Origin of the sequence: Alcanivorax sp. VBW004, from assembly GCF_009718865.1 — a bacterium.
In the GTDB taxonomy this organism is placed as follows: domain Bacteria; phylum Pseudomonadota; class Gammaproteobacteria; order Pseudomonadales; family Alcanivoracaceae; genus Alcanivorax.
Window position 1 is genome coordinate 2997969 of the sequence record NZ_WNHC01000001.1, and the last position, 15652, is coordinate 3013620.

At 59.6% G+C, this 15652-nt stretch carries 16 protein-coding genes; 10 read left to right on the forward strand and 6 right to left on the reverse strand.

What is annotated here, in order from left to right; translation table 11 throughout:
* Positions 1–79 precede the first annotated feature (79 nt).
* Positions 80–436, reverse strand: a complete 357-nt coding sequence (locus F1529_RS13605; protein WP_007148939.1) for a hypothetical protein — start codon at positions 434–436, stop codon at positions 80–82.
* Between the two features lie 308 nt (positions 437–744).
* On the opposite strand from F1529_RS13605, the gene F1529_RS13610 reads away from it, so the two are divergent.
* The 6 genes from F1529_RS13610 to modC all read left to right on the forward strand — a co-directional run bounded on the left by F1529_RS13610 (position 745) and on the right by modC (position 6239).
* A complete protein-coding gene (locus tag F1529_RS13610; RefSeq protein WP_155135435.1) occupies positions 745–2265 on the forward strand; it encodes a carboxylesterase/lipase family protein in 1521 nt (506 codons plus the stop codon).
* Positions 2266–2418: 153 nt separating this feature from the next.
* Positions 2419–2778, forward strand: coding sequence for a BolA family transcriptional regulator (locus tag F1529_RS13615; protein ID WP_155135437.1), 360 nt, complete (start codon positions 2419–2421; stop codon positions 2776–2778).
* Complete coding sequence (locus F1529_RS13620) at positions 2775–3728, forward strand: rhodanese-related sulfurtransferase (RefSeq protein WP_007150203.1); 954 nt, start codon at positions 2775–2777, stop codon at positions 3726–3728. The genes F1529_RS13615 and F1529_RS13620 overlap by 4 nt, the downstream gene beginning before the upstream one ends.
* Positions 3729–3785: 57 nt before the next feature.
* Positions 3786–4514: a molybdate ABC transporter substrate-binding protein gene (modA, locus tag F1529_RS13625; RefSeq protein WP_155135439.1), complete on the forward strand. Its 729-nt coding sequence runs from the start codon at positions 3786–3788 to the stop codon at positions 4512–4514.
* On the forward strand, positions 4504–5190 hold the full coding sequence (gene modB / locus F1529_RS13630; RefSeq protein WP_155135441.1) for a molybdate ABC transporter permease subunit: 687 nt from the start codon (positions 4504–4506) through the stop codon (positions 5188–5190). Before modA ends, modB begins: the two co-directional genes overlap by 11 nt.
* The gene (gene modC, locus F1529_RS13635) at positions 5187–6239 is read left to right on the forward strand and encodes a molybdenum ABC transporter ATP-binding protein (protein ID WP_155135443.1); all 1053 of its coding nucleotides are present in this window, start codon (positions 5187–5189) and stop codon (positions 6237–6239) included. The genes modB and modC overlap by 4 nt, the downstream gene beginning before the upstream one ends.
* On the opposite strand, the gene F1529_RS13640 is transcribed toward modC, so the two are convergent.
* Together F1529_RS13640 and F1529_RS13645 are read right to left on the reverse strand one after the other, a co-directional pair.
* Entirely contained in the window at positions 6217–7389 is a 1173-nt protein-coding gene (locus F1529_RS13640; protein WP_155135445.1) for a prolipoprotein diacylglyceryl transferase family protein, read from the reverse strand. The genes modC and F1529_RS13640 overlap by 23 nt on opposite strands.
* A 139-nt stretch (positions 7390–7528) precedes the next feature.
* On the reverse strand, positions 7529–7786 hold the full coding sequence (locus F1529_RS13645; protein WP_007148759.1) for a hypothetical protein: 258 nt from the start codon (positions 7784–7786) through the stop codon (positions 7529–7531).
* A 172-nt stretch (positions 7787–7958) separates the two neighbouring features.
* Here F1529_RS13645 and F1529_RS13650 point away from each other — a divergent pair, with 172 nt between their 5' ends.
* Both F1529_RS13650 and F1529_RS13655 read left to right on the forward strand, forming a co-directional pair.
* Positions 7959–9527, forward strand: coding sequence for a GMC oxidoreductase (locus F1529_RS13650; protein ID WP_155135447.1), 1569 nt, complete (start codon positions 7959–7961; stop codon positions 9525–9527).
* 47 nt (positions 9528–9574) lie between these two features.
* Positions 9575–10159 carry a hypothetical protein gene (locus F1529_RS13655; RefSeq protein ID WP_155135449.1) on the forward strand — a complete coding sequence of 195 codons (585 nt, stop codon included), beginning with the start codon at positions 9575–9577 and terminating at the stop codon, positions 10157–10159.
* Between the two features lie 187 nt (positions 10160–10346).
* Here the strand turns inward: F1529_RS13655 and F1529_RS13660 are convergent, their stop codons facing one another.
* The 3 genes from F1529_RS13660 to F1529_RS13670 all read right to left on the reverse strand — a co-directional run bounded on the left by F1529_RS13660 (position 10347) and on the right by F1529_RS13670 (position 13065).
* Positions 10347–11234, reverse strand: a complete 888-nt coding sequence (locus tag F1529_RS13660; RefSeq protein WP_155135451.1) for a DUF2914 domain-containing protein — start codon at positions 11232–11234, stop codon at positions 10347–10349.
* Positions 11235–11396: 162 nt separating this feature from the next.
* Positions 11397–11963, reverse strand: a complete 567-nt coding sequence (locus F1529_RS13665; RefSeq protein WP_230457799.1) for a YecA family protein — start codon at positions 11961–11963, stop codon at positions 11397–11399.
* A gap of 73 nt (positions 11964–12036) precedes the next feature.
* Positions 12037–13065, reverse strand: a complete 1029-nt coding sequence (locus tag F1529_RS13670; RefSeq protein WP_155135453.1) for a GGDEF domain-containing protein — start codon at positions 13063–13065, stop codon at positions 12037–12039.
* A gap of 214 nt (positions 13066–13279) precedes the next feature.
* On the opposite strand from F1529_RS13670, the gene F1529_RS13675 reads away from it, so the two are divergent.
* The gene (locus tag F1529_RS13675) at positions 13280–14374 is read left to right on the forward strand and encodes an acyl-CoA dehydrogenase family protein (protein ID WP_155135455.1); all 1095 of its coding nucleotides are present in this window, start codon (positions 13280–13282) and stop codon (positions 14372–14374) included.
* Between the two features lie 9 nt (positions 14375–14383).
* A complete protein-coding gene (locus F1529_RS13680) occupies positions 14384–15595 on the forward strand; it encodes an acyl-CoA dehydrogenase family protein (protein WP_155135457.1) in 1212 nt (403 codons plus the stop codon).
* The last annotated feature ends 57 nt before the right edge of the window (positions 15596–15652 follow it).

Below are 15652 nucleotides of genomic sequence, written 5' to 3' on the forward strand. Positions count from 1 at the left end.
AGGTTTGAGTGGAAACAGGAAAAGGGGGCGGGGAAAGTACTGTGCCGGGAGCGGCAGGGCCGCTCCGGCAGATTGGGGCTTACTTGGACTCTTTGGCCAGTTTGTTGACCTTGCGGGTCAGCGAAGCCAGCTTCTTGTTCAGTGCTTCGACTTCGTCGCGGGTCGGCAAGCCCAGTGCGGCGGCAACTTTGCTGCGCACTTCGTCCAGCTGGGAAGGCTGGGCTTTAGTGGTTTTTTTCTGGGGTTTGCTCTGGGCTTTCTGGCGTTTTTCGCCGGCTTTGACCAGGTTCTGGAACAGTTCGTTACCGTTGTCTTCCAGGCGGGTGTAGGCACCTCGAACGGCGTTGTTCACTTTTTCCAGCGTTGCTTTGGCTTCGGTGGCCACTTGCTCATAACGTTCGTTAAAGCGTTGCTCGATGGTTGCGGTCTTGCTCATGGGGGCTTCCCTCCTTAGAAAAGGCAATGGATTTTCAAAGCCCTCAATGTGCCTCTATGAGGGCGCGGACAAGTGTAAGTCACTAATAAGGCAAGATTGTTAATGTTGTCTAACAATTAAACAGGTGGTTTGGCCTACTCATTAGTATGTATTTTGCTAGGGTAGAGCGCGGGTATTGAGCGCCTGGCAAATGGCGTTGTCTGTCAGGAATCGGTAGTTGCGGATGTAGTGCGGATAAAGTGGGCACGGTGGCGTTCATTATGGTTAATGCAGGTTAATTTCAGCTTGGCAAAACAGGAGTGCAGTGGATGACAGCAGTAACTCGACAGGGGCGCTATCAGGGGCTTGGCAATAAAGGCGTAACCGAATACCGCGGTGTGCCGTTTGCGCGGGCGCCGCTGGGCGAGTTGCGTTTCAAGGCGCCGCAACCTCTGCCTGACGGCGAAGCAGAGCAAACGGCAGATCATTACCCGATGCCCTCGCTGCAAATGAAAAACCCGGTGATGGGGATTCAGGAATCCAGTGAGGATTGCCTGTACCTGAATATCTGGGTGCCGGACGGCGAAGGGCCTTTCCCGGTGATGGTGTGGTTCCACGGTGGCGGCTACCTGGCGGGCTCGGTATCCCAGGTTCTCTATAACGGTGCCGAACTGGCGCGTAGCCAGAATGTGGTGGTGGTGAACGCCGCCTACCGGCTGGGCGCCATGGGGTTTGCGGATTTCTCTGCGGTGGCACCGGAGCTGGATGCAGACACCAACCTGGGCATGCGCGACCAACTGGCCGCGCTGCAATGGGTGCAGGAAAACATTGGTGCCTTTGCCGGTGATTGCGGGCAAGTGACGCTTTTCGGTGAGTCTGCCGGGGGCTTCAGTGTCGGCGCGCTGTTGGCCTGTCCCCAGGCGAAAGAGCTGTTCCACAGCGCGATCACCCAGTCTGGTGCTGCCGATTTTGTGCTCGCCCCGGATCAGGTGCGCAAGGTGACCGACGCCTTTGTGGAGGCACTGCCGGGGGCTGGCAGTGCAGCCGAGAAACTGGGCAGTGCCGATAACAAGAGCTGGATCAAGGCCCAGAACGCCGCCGTCAAGGTGCTGGTCGATCGCGGGCTACGCACAACCACGCCGCAGTTTGCCATGAACTTTCTGCCCATGGTCGACGGTGACTTGCTGCCGGCTCTGCCGATCGAGGCGATTGCCGCTGGTGCCGCCGCGGATAAGCGCTTGCTGGCCGGTGTCTGCCGTGATGAATTCCATTTTTTTCAGTATGCCGGGGTGCTCGCGGGCACGACCACCATGGATACGCTGCAGCAGATCGACGACGACGAAATCCTGCGGCGCTTTGAACGGGCACTGCCGGGCAATGGTGCCCGGGCACTGGATTATTATCAGACGACGGTGACGCCGGATAGCCGCCGCAGCCGGCTGGACTTTCTGTCGGCCATGGAGTCGGATCGCCTGTTCCGGGTGCCCACGGTTCGGCTGCTTGATGCACAGAGCCGCCACAACGCCCAGTGCTGGGGCTTCCAGTTCACCTGGCAAAGCGCGCCCTTCGGCATCCCTCTGGGGGCCTGCCATGTGGTGGATGTGCCTTTTGTGTTCGGCGTTACTGATACGCCAGCAGGCATGTATTTTACCGGTGGCACCGATGAAGCGCGGGCGCTGTCCCGGCAGGTGCAGGATGCCTGGGGCGCCTTTGCCCGTGGGGATTCACCCGGTTGGGATGGCTGGCAGAACGACCGTCAGGTTTGTCAGCTGGGGCCGGGAGAGCCCCGGGCGGCCTTGCTGGATGAGGCCGGTGAGCGGCTCTGGCAGGAGATTATCCCTGCGGTTTAATACCGGCGCTGGCCGCTTATTTTCTCTGTGCTCGCAAACCCCGTAGAATACGCGCCCCGCACGGGGCGTTACGCCCTGATGCAACTGGTATAATCAGCCCATTCCCGTGTTTTTTCGAACGGCTCCGGCCCGGTTTTATGTGTGAGGTGGACCATGAGTGTAGCGACATTGATCGAGCGCAAGGTTTTCGAGGCCGTGCCTGTGGCACATTTCGCGCTGGAAAATGAAAGCCACAAGCACAGCGTGCCGCCAAACTCGGAAACGCATTTCAAGCTGGTACTGGTCAGCGATGTTTTTGCCGGCATGATGCCGGTACGTCGCCACCAGATGCTGTACAAGATTCTGGCTGAGGAGCTGGAAGGCCCGGTGCATGCACTGGCATTGCATACCCACACTCCGGCGGAATGGCAGGCAAAAGGGGGCGAGATACTGGCGTCACCGGATTGCCTGGGTGGCAGTAAACACGATCCGCAGATGACGGCGGGAAAGAACACAGCGGGAGAGAAACAGTGAGTACCCAGCATCGGGTGGAAACCCCGGACAGCATTGTCGTTGCAGCCCTGTACAAGTTTGTTCGCCTGCACGGGTTTGAACAACTGCAGCAACCCTTGCTGGACCTGATGCATGACAATGATGTGCGTGGCACCTTGTTGCTCGCGGATGAAGGCATTAACGGCACCATCTCCGGCCCGCGGGCGGGCGTGGATACGGTGTTGGGCTGGCTGAAACAGGACGAGCGGCTGGCGGCACTGGAGCACAAGGAATCCTTTCACGACGAACACCCGTTCTTGCGCACCAAGGTGAAGCTGAAGAAAGAGATTGTCACCATGGGCGTGGAAGGTATCGATCCGACCCGCACCGTGGGCACCTACCTGTCGCCGGAAGAGTGGAATACGGTAATTTCCGATCCCGATACTGTGTTGATCGATACCCGTAACGACTATGAAGTGGAAGTGGGCACGTTCAAGGGGGCCATCAACCCGGAAACGCGTACCTTTCGGGAATTTCCGGAGTACGTGAAGGAAACCCTGGACCCGGCAAGGCACAAGAAAGTGGCCATGTTCTGCACCGGTGGCATCCGCTGCGAGAAGTCCACGGCGTACCTGAAAGAGCAGGGCTTTGAGGAGGTGTACCACCTGAAAGGCGGCATTCTCAAATACCTGGAAGAAATGCCCAAGGAAGACTCTCTGTGGGAAGGGGAGTGTTTTGTGTTTGATGAGCGGGTGACCGTAGACCACGATCTGAACCCCGGTGAATTTGATCAGTGTCACGCCTGCCGTCGGCCAATCAGTGATGAAGACAAACGCAGCGAACAATTCCAGCTTGGGGTGTCCTGCCCGAAGTGCTACGACGAATCCTCCCCCGAACAGAAGCAACGCTTTGCGGAACGGCAGAAACAGATTGAACTGGCCCGGGCCCGTGGCCGCCAGCATCGTGGGCAGAACCCGCGTAAATCTTCCTGACAGTGCTTCACGGCTGACTTAGACTGGGCGATTCCCGGTGTGTTGGCGGAGTGCTTGATGCGGATTCTGGTTTTTCTTTTGATGAGTGTGCTCAGCGCCCCGGTGTTGGCCGGCAACGCCCAGGTGGCGGTGGCCGCCAACTTTGCACAAACGCTCAAACAACTGATCACGCTGTACACGAAGGGCCACCCGGATGACCGGATCGGCGTGACCGTGGCCTCCACCGGCAAACTGGCGGCACAAATTCGCCAGGGCGCCCCTTACGATATCTTCCTCGCGGCCGACCAGCGTCGCCCCGCTGAACTGGCGCAAGAAGGCTTGTTACTCCCGGCGTCGATCCGCACCTATGCCCAGGGCATTCTGGTGCTGTGGACGCCGACCCGTGGCGTTCCGTTGGGGCCCGAGAGTTTGCGTCAGGGTAATGTGCAGCCATTGGCGCTGGCGAATGCGCGTACCGCTCCCTATGGCGTGGCGGCGGAAGCGGTCCTGGCGCGGGTGAATCTGCCCGTGGCCGTCAAACAGGTAACCGCAGAGAATGTGGGGCAGAGCTATCACTTTGCCCATAGCGGGGCAGCCGCGGCGGCCTTCGTGGCCCTGAGCCAGGTACAGCAGCAGGGCGGAAGCCAGTGGCGTGTGCCGGCGGACTGGTATGCCCCCATTGTTCAGCAGGGTGGACTGCTTGGCGCCAATGCCACCGCGCAGCGTTTTTACGACTTCCTGTTCAGCCCCCAGGCGCAGACGTTGATCGACCAGGCGGGTTACCGGGTGCCTGACGATGCTTTCTGAGGGAGACTGGCTTGCTCTGGGCGTCAGTATTCAGCTGGCGCTGTTAACCACTGTGCTGCTCATGGCGCTTTGCACGCCGCTGGCCTGGTGGCTGGCCCGCCGGCGTTTGCCCGGTCAGGCTCTGCTGGAGGCGGTGTTGGCATTGCCACTGGTGCTGCCCCCTTCGGTATTGGGGTTTTACCTGTTGATCGGACTGGGCCCGAATGGGCCGGGGGGGTGGCTGGCAGAGGTATTCGCGCAACGTTCACTGGCGTTTACCTTTACCGGACTGGTGATCGGCTCTGTGCTGTATTCGCTGCCTTTCGTTCTGCAACCGTTGAAAAACGCGTTTTCTGCCATTGATTCACAACAACTGGATATGGCCGCGGTTGCCGGCGCGCGGCCCCGTGACCGGTTTTTCTCCCTGGTGCTTCCCCAGTGCCGGGAGGGGTATGCCAGCGCAGCCATTTTGGGTTTTGCGCATACCCTGGGCGAGTTCGGCGTGGTGTTGATGATCGGCGGCAGCCTGTCCGGGGAAACCCGGGTGGCCTCTGTGGCCCTGTATGAGCATGTGGAAGCCGGCGATTATGTCAGCGCCCATCGGCTTGCGGCAGTGTTGTTGGGCCTGTCGCTATTGCTGCTGTGGGGACTGTTCCGCTGGCAGCGTCGCCGGCCAAATCTGGGGGCCATGCCATGAGTCTGGAGCTGTCAGTACAGGGCCAGCGGGGCAGTTTTCGATTGCAGGTGGAGGCGACGCTGCAGCCCCGCGGGGTCACGGTGTTGTTTGGGCCTTCCGGGGCTGGCAAGAGTTCGTTGCTTCGCATGGTGGCCGGGCTGGACCATTGCGATGGCGTGATTAGCTTTGCCGACCAGACGTGGCTGTCGGCAGACGTGGAGCTGGCGCCGTGGCAGCGGCCCATTGGCATGCTGTTTCAGCAGCCCACCCTGTTTCGGCACCTTACCGTGCAGGGCAATCTGGACTATGTGGCCCGACGTCGCCAGAGCCCGGCGGGCCAGCAAGCGCAGGTGATTGAACAGACGGGCATTGGCCCGCTACTGGCCCGGCGGGTGGAGGGCTTGTCTGGCGGGGAAAGCCAGCGGGTGGCGCTGGCGCGGGCCTTGCTGGGGGCGCCGCAACTGCTGCTGCTCGATGAGCCGTTGTCGGCCCTGGATGAGGCACACAAGCGTGAACTTCTGGATCTGATTGCCCTGGCCGCGCGCACCGTGCCGGTGCTGTACGTGACCCACAACATGGATGAGCTGCTGCGCCTGTCGGATCAGGTCTGGCTGATGGAGCGTGGCCGCATTATTGCCCAGGGGTCAGCCAGCCAGGAGCTGTCGCGGCTGGATGGCTCCCTGGCTCAACGCGCGGACGCCACCGCTCTGTTGGCTGGCCTGGTTGCGGACTATGCTGGCGAGGATCATTTGCAGGGCATTACGGTGGGGGATGCCACGCTGTGGCTGCCTGTTGAGCAGCCGCTGGTTGCCGGTGAATCTGTGCGGCTGCGCATTGCCGCCCGGGATGTGAGCCTTTGCCTGAGTGCGCCGGGCGACAGCAGTATTCTCAATATTCTGCCGGCCCGGGTGGTCGGCTTGCGTGAGGTGGGGCCCGGGCAATGCCTGGTGCAGCTTGCCCTGGCCGGGCAGTGCATTCTGGCCCGGATTTCCGGGCGTTCTGCTCGTCAGCTTTCCCTGTTTCCCGGTGCCGACGTCTATGCCCAGATCAAGGCCGTGGCGCTGGTGTAGAACTGCGCAGGGTGGCGCCGAGGGGCGCGGGGCCTGATGGCTGCCCCGTGTCTTTCTTGTCATGCTGGTGATGCTCACCGTCGCAGCCGGCCTGGCTACGCCAGTCAGCGGCCAACCCGAATCGTAGCTCGCCGGTGGTGATGGTGCTGGTGCCCGAGAAGAAAAACATGACAACCGTAATCAACTGCAGACACAGGATGACTCCCGGCGTCCACAGTGCGCCTAGCCCTGCGTGGAGTAACGGCTGTAAATCACTATGTGCGGGCAGGGCGATGCTGATAGCCACACCGTACAGTGCGGCGAGCAATGCCATCAGCTGATAGACCGAGAACAGCTTGCTGCCCCCACGGTAATCCGCCCGCAGTGTTTCCGAATACACTCGCCAAAGCTGGCTGCCCACCAGGCTCAGAGCAAAGGCCAGGGCAAATAACTGGTGGAAGAAGAGGGCGCTGCATAACAATGCCAGCGCCGTGTAGAGCACGCAGGTCACCGCCTGAATGGGAATGACCTTGACGGCTTCCATTTCCCCGGCAAAGGCGATTTTTTTGGTTTTGCCGATAAAGACATGGTTGAGCGTGGCAAACATGCGCCGGGCCCAGGTGGGTGCATCGTTGAGCGCTTTACCGTAACAGCAGCCGAAACTGATACAGGCCAGTCGACCGATCCCTTCCCCCATCACGTAGGCGATGGACATGGCTGCCAGCATGGGCAGAGTGGGCAGCGGCGTGTCCCACCAGTGCTGGCTGGCCTTGTCCGCCAGCCACAGGGATATGGGTGCAATGATAATACCCACGAAACTGGCGCCGCCGACGGTAAAGCCGTGTCGATTTTTCTCTACCACTGTGGCGATAATCTTGGCTGCTGGCAGGCAAATGGCGAGTACCCCAAGGGTCAGGAGTACGGTGGTCATCAGTGAAACACCGACGGCGGCAGTAAGAAGAATGAACGTGGCGACGCCGAACCCGCCGGCCAGGCCGGTAAATAAACCATAGAAGGTGAGATTCAGGCCCTGCCAGGAACCGTCACCGTTTTTCTTCAAGGGCAGGGACGCGACAAATTGCCAGCGTTCCTCGGGAAGGTGGCGGAACAATTGACGAAATCCAAGCCCGAACAGCAGGGCACAGACGAGCAGAAACAGATCTGCAGCCATGAGCTAGCTCCTTAGACGGTTTCCGCCAAGGGTGTCGCCACAAGGGTGCGAATGAATGACAGCGCGGTGACGCTTCAATGACAGCGTAAGTGCTATGCGTGAAAAGGACGGATGGGGACGAAGGAAACGGTGGGGGAAATCAGTCGCGGTTACGCAGAAAGCTCTCTGCCGCTTGCACGATCAACTCGGTGACAGAACGGTCTTCCATCAGTGCCTGCATTTTCAGGCGCTTGTGTAAATCGGCGGGAATGTCCGCGGTGAGACGCCGGTAGCCTTCACGAACAGCGCCTTGCCGCGCGGTTGCCTGCCGCGACGCGCTGGCCACCTTTTTCGGGGCAGCAGCCCGCTTGCGAGGGCGCTTTTTCTCTTCAATAGTAACGAAATCGATCTGTTCCATGGATGCTGCTGTGGGCCGGCAAAGATGGTGGTCAGGTTACTGGAAAGCGGTGTAAATGGACAGGATTGGCGCTTAAATTTATAGTGCAAAAAATAGTGCAAAAAGTAGTGTAAGAAGAGAGTTGGACGCTCGGGGAGCCGACAACAAAAAGCAGAAAAACACTGGGGACGACATGGAAAAGGTGGATGTGCTGGTCATCGGCAGTGGCTTCGGGGGCGCTGTGATGGCATGCCGACTGGCCGAGAAGGGAAGCAAGGTGGTGGTGCTGGAGCGGGGCAGGCGCTGGTTGCCTGGTGATTACCCGTCCGTTTCCCAGACAGACTGGCTTTGGGATGAAGATGAGCCGGAAAAACAAAACGGCTGGATTGATTTTCGCAATTTCGGTGACATGAGTATTGCCATGGGATCCGGGGTTGGCGGCGGCTCGCTGATTTATGCCAACGTCAGTATTGAAGCCAAACCCGAGGCCTTCGAGCAGGGTTGGCCTGAGGCGATTGATTACGCCACCCTGAAACCCTATTACGACATCACTGGCGTGATGCTCAATGTGCAGACATTGCCGACGAGCCAGTGGACGCCACGCACCCACCTGATGAAAGAAGCGGCGGAGGCGGTCGGCGCCGGGGACCGTTTCACCGTGGTACCCCAGGCGATTACGTTTGATCCAGAGTGGCGCGCGGAAAACGACGATTCGTTCGATTACCGCCATAGTAAAAGCTGGGTCAACGCCCAGGGCAAAGAGCAGGGCACTTGCACCCATTGCGGCAATTGCGATCTGGGTTGCCCGGTGAAAGCCAAGAATACCCTGGATCTCAATTATCTGGCGGCGGCGGAAAGTGCTGGTGCGCAGATTCGTCCGTTGCATCACGTGCGCACGATTCGGCCGCTGGCCTCGGGGGGCTATGAAGTGCAGGCCATGGATCTGGATGCGCGGGGCTGGCGTGGTTTCCGGGCTGACAAGGTGATCGTGGCTGCTGGCTCCATGGGGTCCACCGAACTGTTACTGCGCTGCCGGGATCAGTTCAAGACGCTGCCGAAACTCAGCCGTAAGCTCGGGCATAACTGGAGCAGTAATGGCGATTTTGCCACGGCGGCTTTCTATGAAGATCGTCAGATTTCACCTACGCGGGGCCCGACCATCACCAGCGCCATCGATTACCTGGATGGCTCGGACAATGGCGCCCGGTATTTTGTGGAAGACGGTGGATTGCCGGATATTCTTGGTAGCTGGCTGGAGCGCCTAGGCAAGCAATCCCGGTTTGCCGGCAGCCGGCTGGGTGCGGCCATGCTGAAATATGGCGACAGCAGTAATCCCTTTGGCAAAATGATGCCCTGGTTTGGCCAGGCCATGGATGATCCCGGTGGTACCTTTTCTCTGGGCCGGCGCTGGTACTGGCCATGGAAGCGTGATCGCCTGAAGCTCAAGTGGGATTACCGCAAGGCAGAAAAGGCAGTACAGGGGTTGGCCGATCGGCATTTGTCGTTGACGGCAGCCACTGGGGGCAACCCGATGACACCCGCTACCTGGACCTGGTTCAAGAATCTGGTCACACCGCACCCACTGGGTGGCTGCAATATGGCGGATTCTGTGGAACAGGGGGTGGTGAACCATGCCGGGGAAGTGTTCAACTATCCAGGTCTCTATGTGGTGGATGGCGCCATGGTGCCTCGGGCTTTGGGCCTGAACCCGTCACGGACCATTGCGGCGCTGGCGGAGTATTGTGCGGCGCAGATGGATTGAATCTTGTGCCTGAAAACTGAATTGCCTGAAGGGAGAAGCGCAACAGCATGAGTGATGCTCGTTTCCATATCGTGTTTTCCGGGAAGCTGGTCGGCGGTGCTGACCTGGCCACGGTGAAGAACAATCTGGGGCGTTTGTTCAAGATGGACAGCGCCCGGGTTGAGAAACTGTTTTCCGGCCAGCCAGTGGTGATCAAGAAAGATGCTGATCAGGCCACGGCCATGAAGTTTCGGGCGCTGATGAAGCAGGCCGGGGCGGAATGTGACATTCGCCCTGTGTCCGGTGGCGAGAAACCGCCGGTGCCTGCGCAGCCGGCTGCTGCGCCATCAGCAGCACCTGCACCGGCGACGGAATCTTCCGACTCAGCCGTATCGGCCAGCCCCAGGGAGCAGAACAGCGGTGATCTGGAGACCGTGGGAACCATTCGTACCGGGGGTACCGGCTTCTCTGGTGCGTTTTCCGTGGCGGATGTGGGTGAGGATATGGATAACGCAACCCGCGCGCCTGCACCCCCAGCCCCTGATGTAAGCCACCTGAGCATGGCGGCGCCCGGGGAAGACCTGGGCCAGCGCACCCAGGCGCCACCACCGGCGCAACCGGATGTCAGCCACCTTTCCCTTAAAGACGACTAAGGAACCTCTGAATAATTCCTTGTGGGCTTCGTCACGGTATTGAGTGATGGACAGGGAGTGATGAGCGGATCCCGGCTCTTGTCCCATGATCCGCTGCGGATTACGTGTCCAGCAAAGTGCGAGGCATTACTGAGATCCAATCAAGCGGTTCACAATGTGCTGTTCACGCTAACGGTGAAGCGTTCCTTTACGGGGCAGAGGCGGCCTGGAGCCCAGCGCTGTCCCGGTTCATTTCGTTGAGCTGATCGAGCAACTTGTGACGACCCTGAAGGGCAGGGTACACCGGGCTTTCCGGCGGAACGGAGACCATCAGGGCTTGCAGTTTCTGCCGGGCGGCCGGGATGTCGCGCTGACGGATCAGCTGGTTCAGTTCAGCAAATGCCTGATTGTCCTTGTCCATTTGATCAAGGTCGGCGAGCTGCTGCGCATTACCGGTCAGTGCCCGCGCCCGCTTGATGGCAGAACGCGCCCCTCGAGTGTCGCCGAGTGTCAGCAGCTCTTCGATAGCCATGAAGTTCGCGCTCAGATCCACTGGCGCACTGTCGGTTGGCGCGGCTTGCTGTGCATCGTCGGCGTTAGTGGAGCTTTCTGTTTGTGAAGGTGGCGGTGAAGGTGGTGCGGCACGGTTGGGCGTGGCCTGCGTGGAGGTATCTGGCGCTGCCGGTGCGTTGCCGGATTCTGTCAGCGTTACCTGCCAGTGGCCCAATTCGCAACCCGGGGCACCGGTGACGGAAACGCCCCAGGTGTCGCCCGCTTTCATGCCCAGCCCGGTAAGTGTTTTCGACGACCAGGTCCGCCAGAAATCCGAACCAATCTCCAGGGTGACATCCACAAAGGGGTCGCCATTAAGCGACCAGTGGTGGTAGAGCGTTTGATTGCTGCCGTCATGCACTTCGGTATAAAAGAGCAGCTCTGCGGTATCTACAGGTACCTGGCTGACGGTGTTGATGGGTTCACGGTTTTCGACCGCAGTGGTGAAGCTGGCCCGGGCCAGTGTCGGGCAGGCAGGCTGGGATTCGGTTTGAGCCATCGCCAGCACTGGCGTCAGTAAACTTGCCAAAAGAATGACGCGCACGCGTTCCCCCTAGTAATGATGTTCTGGTGGCTACATGGTTTTTGTATCGGTAGCTCACCCTGCAAGCCTAGAGGCTTGGCACGGGTACGGCGTGGAACTGGGTCACGTTACGTCTGACGACGGTGATCAGTGGGGCAAGAGGCCGGGTCAGCGGACAAGGCGTTATTCAGAGGTTCCCTGGGATTCGCCGCCTTCATCCGGCCCGTGAAAACATAAAAACAGTTCTTCAATCAGCTCCGGAATGCCCAGGGCCATCTGGCGCACGACCTGGGTGTTCTCCCACAGGGCGTCCAGCTCTTCATCTTCATCAAGACCGGAAATCAGAATGAAGGGCAACAGCAGATTGACGACGGTTTCCTCGTCGTGCTCGTACCAGAGGGACTCGTTCACGAAGACGCCGGTCATGAAACCGGCACACCAGCTGGCCAAGTCCTGGCCATCTTCTTCCTGATAGGGATCGAGCAGGCAGGGCAGGTTCACTGTTTCGCCGCTGAGTAGTTGGGTCACCAGACGTTGGCGCAGCTGGTTGAGGGCGGATGCCACCTCGTCCGGGACCGGCATTTCCAGCTCATGGGCGTAGTCGACCCGGGTATCGTCATCGCCCTGCGGGCCTGCGGCCAGGGCACACAGCATGCCGTGAATTTCCGTCCAGGTCGGCGCGTCTTCCCCCAGGCTGGCGAAATGCTGGCGGACCGTGTTTTTCAGACTTGGGTTGGTAATCTCAGACATGCTTTTCTCCCGGTGGCGAGCAAGCATACCGATAGACGGGCCGCGCCTCCACCGTCCTGTTGTACTGGTCTGGTCAGCCCGCTTGCTGGATACGGTTTCTGCCCAGGTGCTTGGCTTCATACAAGGCGTTATCCGCGCGCTTTATGAATTGCTCAGCGCTTTCCCCAGGCTGGTAATGCGTTAGCCCGGCAGAAAACGCGCTGCTTAATTCTTCGGCAAAGGCATAGCGCTGTTCGGAAAAACTGTGTCGCAACCGTTCCAGCGCGGCCAGGCAGGCCTGGCTGCTGGTGTGAGGGAACAGCACCACGAACTCTTCGCCGCCGTAACGGGCCAGCAGGTCGGACTTGCGCAACCCCATGGCCGCGAGCTGCGCAAAGCGATGCAACACTTCGTCGCCGGCGTGATGGCCATAGGTGTCGTTGACCCGTTTGAAGTGGTCCAGGTCGATAATCGCCAGGTGCAGCGGGCTGCTCTCCCGGTTGGCGCGGGACATCTCTTCTTCCAGACGTTCCAGAAAGTGGCGCCGGTTATACAGGCCGGTCAGGTCGTCGCGCACGGCAATGGCGCTGAGGCGGTCGTGGGCTTCGCGTAGCCGTTCACGCTGTTCGCGTACCCGCAATTGCAGGTTGTGGATATAGCCGCCCATGTAGATAAACCAGCCCAGGCCGAGCGTGAGAATGATCCAGTGGCCGATCAGGTAGGAGAAAATGGCTTGCTGGGGGGCATTGATCCACTCGTAAATCAGCAGCCCTGTGAAGCAAAGCAGGGTGAAGGCGGCCATCAGCAGCATGCGTCGGCGATCCAGTGCGAACACACCAAAGGTCATGACCATGAAATAGATGCTCAGCATGGCGCCGCGCAGTTCGCGGGAGTAATGCAGAATGATGGTGGTCAGCAGGATGCCCACGGCCATTTGCAGGATGGTCAGGCTGGGGTCCCCGAAGCGCTCGCTGAGGCCGCTGCGAATCAGCAGGTAGAACAGGCCGTTAACGGCAAAGACCACTGCGAAGAAGGTCAGGTGTGGTGTGTTGGGTTCAAAAGCGGTGAGTTCCACACCAATGAAGGTGCCGGCCCACAATAAACAATAGGAATAGATCGCCATGATTTGGCGTTTTAGCCGGACCGCGCGCTCCGGGGGCTCTTTCGGTATCAGTGTAAACACGGACAAAAAACGCCTGACTGAAGGGTTGTTGTATTTTTGCTCAACTTTACCGTTTTTATCGTGGCAGGTCACAGACCTGTCATTGTCGGTGGTAGACAGCCAGTGACAAACTGTTGTTCAAACAACCGTTTGCTTGCCGGGATGAGGCCCTTGTATGTCCACACCGCTTTTTGACCTGACATTAACCGAAGAACAACGCATGACCCGTGAAGGGATGCGCAAGATGGTGCGCGATTCCCTGTTCCCGCAATCGCGCGCCGCCGATGACGCGGCGAAGGCGAGTGCTGAACTGTTGAACAGTATCGCCGGCTTTGGCCTGGCGCTGATGCCCATGCCGGAAGCTCTGGGTGGTGTGGGGATGCCGAGATCGCCGCTCTCCAATGCGCTGGCAGTAGAAGATCTGGCCGAAGGGGACATCTCCCATACCCTGGCAGCCTTGCAGCCCATGGCCGCCGTCAACGCCCTGGTGGATTTCGGTAGCGAAGAGCAGCAGGAGCGCTGGTTGCCTGCCATGGCGACGGAAACCTTTACCGGCGCGGCCATCGCGCTGACGGAACCGCGGGCTACTTTCGAGCCGTCGTCTCCAGCCACCACGGCACAAAGTGGCAATGGACAAGTCGTGCTCAATGGGGTGAAGAGCCTGGTGCCCCTGGCTGAGCAGTGTGAGTGGTTTGTGGTGGTGGCGGCGGAAAAGGGAGAGGTATCTGCTTTTATCGTTCCGAAAGATGCGGCGGGGCTGACCATTCAGGCCGAAGCGTACATGGGGCTGCGCAGTGCGGAGCCGGCCACGCTGACGCTGGAATCGGTGACCGTGCCCGAGGCCGACCGGCTGCCCGGGTTTGATCTGGATCGACTGCTGGGCCTGTCTCGCATCGGCCAGTGCGCGTTGGCGGTGGGCTGCTGCCAGGCGGTGATGGAATACGCCATCCCCTACGTGAATGAACGCAAGGCGTTTGGCGAGCCCATTGCGTGGCGTCAGTCCGTGGCATTCATGGTGGCTAACATGGCCATCGAGATCGAAGGGATGCGGCTGATGATGTTGCGCGCCGCCAGCCGGGCCGAACAGGGGCTCGATTTCCACAAGGAGGCCTATCTGGCGCAGCTGCTGTGCATGGAGAAGGCCATGGAAATTGGTACCAATGGTATCCAGTTGTTTGGCGGAGCGGGCTTCGTTCGCGATTACCCGCTGGAAATGTGGTACCGGAACTTGCGCAGCATTGCCGTGCTTCACGGCAGCCTGATGGTGTAGGAGAACAACATGATTAATCTGGAATTGCCTGAGAAACTCACCCAGACCCAGAAAATGGCCCAGCAGCTGGCTAGCGGCGTTTTTCGCCCCATCGCACGCAAGTACGACGCCATTGAGCACTGCGATACCCCGGAAGAGCTGAAACCGGTGGCGCAGATGATGGCGGCCATGCCTCGCGGTGAAGGAAAGAGTGGCGGAAATAAAGACGGGGCCCGCGACGCAATCAAGAACGGTAGCAACATGATGGGTATCATGGGCGTAGAAGCCATGTGCTGGGGCGATGTGGGGCTGATGCTGTCGATCCCTGGCGCTAGCGGGCTGGGCAATGCTGCGATTATGGCGGTGGGCACCCCGGAGCAGAAGGAGAAGTACGGCAAACTGTACTGCGCCATGGCGATTACCGAGCCGGGCGCGGGTTCCGATTCCGCTGCGGTTGCGACTACGGCGGTGGCCGATGGGGATGAATGGGTGCTTAACGGCGAGAAAATCTATTGCACCGCCGGGCAGCGCTGCGATGCCATTGTTGTTTGGGCCACGCTGGACAAATCCCTGGGCAAGGCGGCGATCAAGTCCTTTATCGTCCCCCGTGATAATCCCGGCGTTCAGCTGGTGCGTGTGGAAGACAAAATGGGCTTGCGGGTGTCGGATACCGCCGCGCTGGCGTTCAACAATTGCCGAATTCCCAAGGATCACATCCTCGGTTCCGCCGAAGTGGGGGATACCGAAGAGGCGCGCAAGAAAGCCTTTGGCGGGGTAATGCAGACGTTCGACAACACCCGTCCCCAAGTGGCCGCCATGGCTTTGGGTGTGGCGCGTGCGGCGCTGGAAATAACCCGTGAAATTCTCGAAAAAGAAGGACTTGAGGCTGATTTCTCGAAACTACCTTATAATTCAACAGCCCGCGAACTGGAGCTTTACCGGTTGGAAGCCGATCTGGAAGCGGCCCGTCTGATGACGTTGAAGGCCGCCTGGATGGCCGACAATGGCCAGCCCAATTCCCGTGAAGCTTCCATGTGTAAAGCCAAGGCGGGACGTATGGGGAACGATGTGACCCTCAAGTGTGTGGCGTTATGTGGTGAGCTGGGCTACTCCGAACGGACCTTGCTGGAGAAGCTGGCCCGGGATTCGAAGATCATCGATATCTTTGAAGGCACACAGCAGATCCAGCAGCTGATCGTGGCGAGACACTTGCTTGGGCTGTCGTCCAAAGAGCTCAAATAGCCACCCTGGCTACACAGTGCAAGTAAAAGCGCGGCCTGGCCGCGCTTTTTGTTTTTG

Excerpts from the sequence above, each read along its gene's own strand:
- F1529_RS13680 (WP_155135457.1), top strand. The coding sequence starts at position 14,384 with ATGATTAATCTGGAATTGCCTGAGAAACTCACCCAGACCCAGAAAATG.
- F1529_RS13605 (WP_007148939.1), bottom strand. The coding sequence starts at position 436 with ATGAGCAAGACCGCAACCATCGAGCAACGCTTTAACGAACGTTATGAG.
- modB (WP_155135441.1), top strand. The coding sequence starts at position 4,504 with ATGCTTTCTGAGGGAGACTGGCTTGCTCTGGGCGTCAGTATTCAGCTG.
- F1529_RS13610 (WP_155135435.1), top strand. The coding sequence starts at position 745 with ATGACAGCAGTAACTCGACAGGGGCGCTATCAGGGGCTTGGCAATAAA.
- F1529_RS13645 (WP_007148759.1), bottom strand. The coding sequence starts at position 7,786 with ATGGAACAGATCGATTTCGTTACTATTGAAGAGAAAAAGCGCCCTCGC.
- modC (WP_155135443.1), top strand. The coding sequence starts at position 5,187 with ATGAGTCTGGAGCTGTCAGTACAGGGCCAGCGGGGCAGTTTTCGATTG.
- F1529_RS13640 (WP_155135445.1), bottom strand. The coding sequence starts at position 7,389 with ATGGCTGCAGATCTGTTTCTGCTCGTCTGTGCCCTGCTGTTCGGGCTT.
- F1529_RS13670 (WP_155135453.1), bottom strand. The coding sequence starts at position 13,065 with ATGGCGATCTATTCCTATTGTTTATTGTGGGCCGGCACCTTCATTGGT.
- modA (WP_155135439.1), top strand. The coding sequence starts at position 3,786 with ATGCGGATTCTGGTTTTTCTTTTGATGAGTGTGCTCAGCGCCCCGGTG.
- F1529_RS13615 (WP_155135437.1), top strand. The coding sequence starts at position 2,419 with ATGAGTGTAGCGACATTGATCGAGCGCAAGGTTTTCGAGGCCGTGCCT.
- F1529_RS13665 (WP_230457799.1), bottom strand. The coding sequence starts at position 11,963 with ATGTCTGAGATTACCAACCCAAGTCTGAAAAACACGGTCCGCCAGCAT.
- F1529_RS13675 (WP_155135455.1), top strand. The coding sequence starts at position 13,280 with ATGTCCACACCGCTTTTTGACCTGACATTAACCGAAGAACAACGCATG.
- F1529_RS13650 (WP_155135447.1), top strand. The coding sequence starts at position 7,959 with ATGGAAAAGGTGGATGTGCTGGTCATCGGCAGTGGCTTCGGGGGCGCT.
- F1529_RS13655 (WP_155135449.1), top strand. The coding sequence starts at position 9,575 with ATGAGTGATGCTCGTTTCCATATCGTGTTTTCCGGGAAGCTGGTCGGC.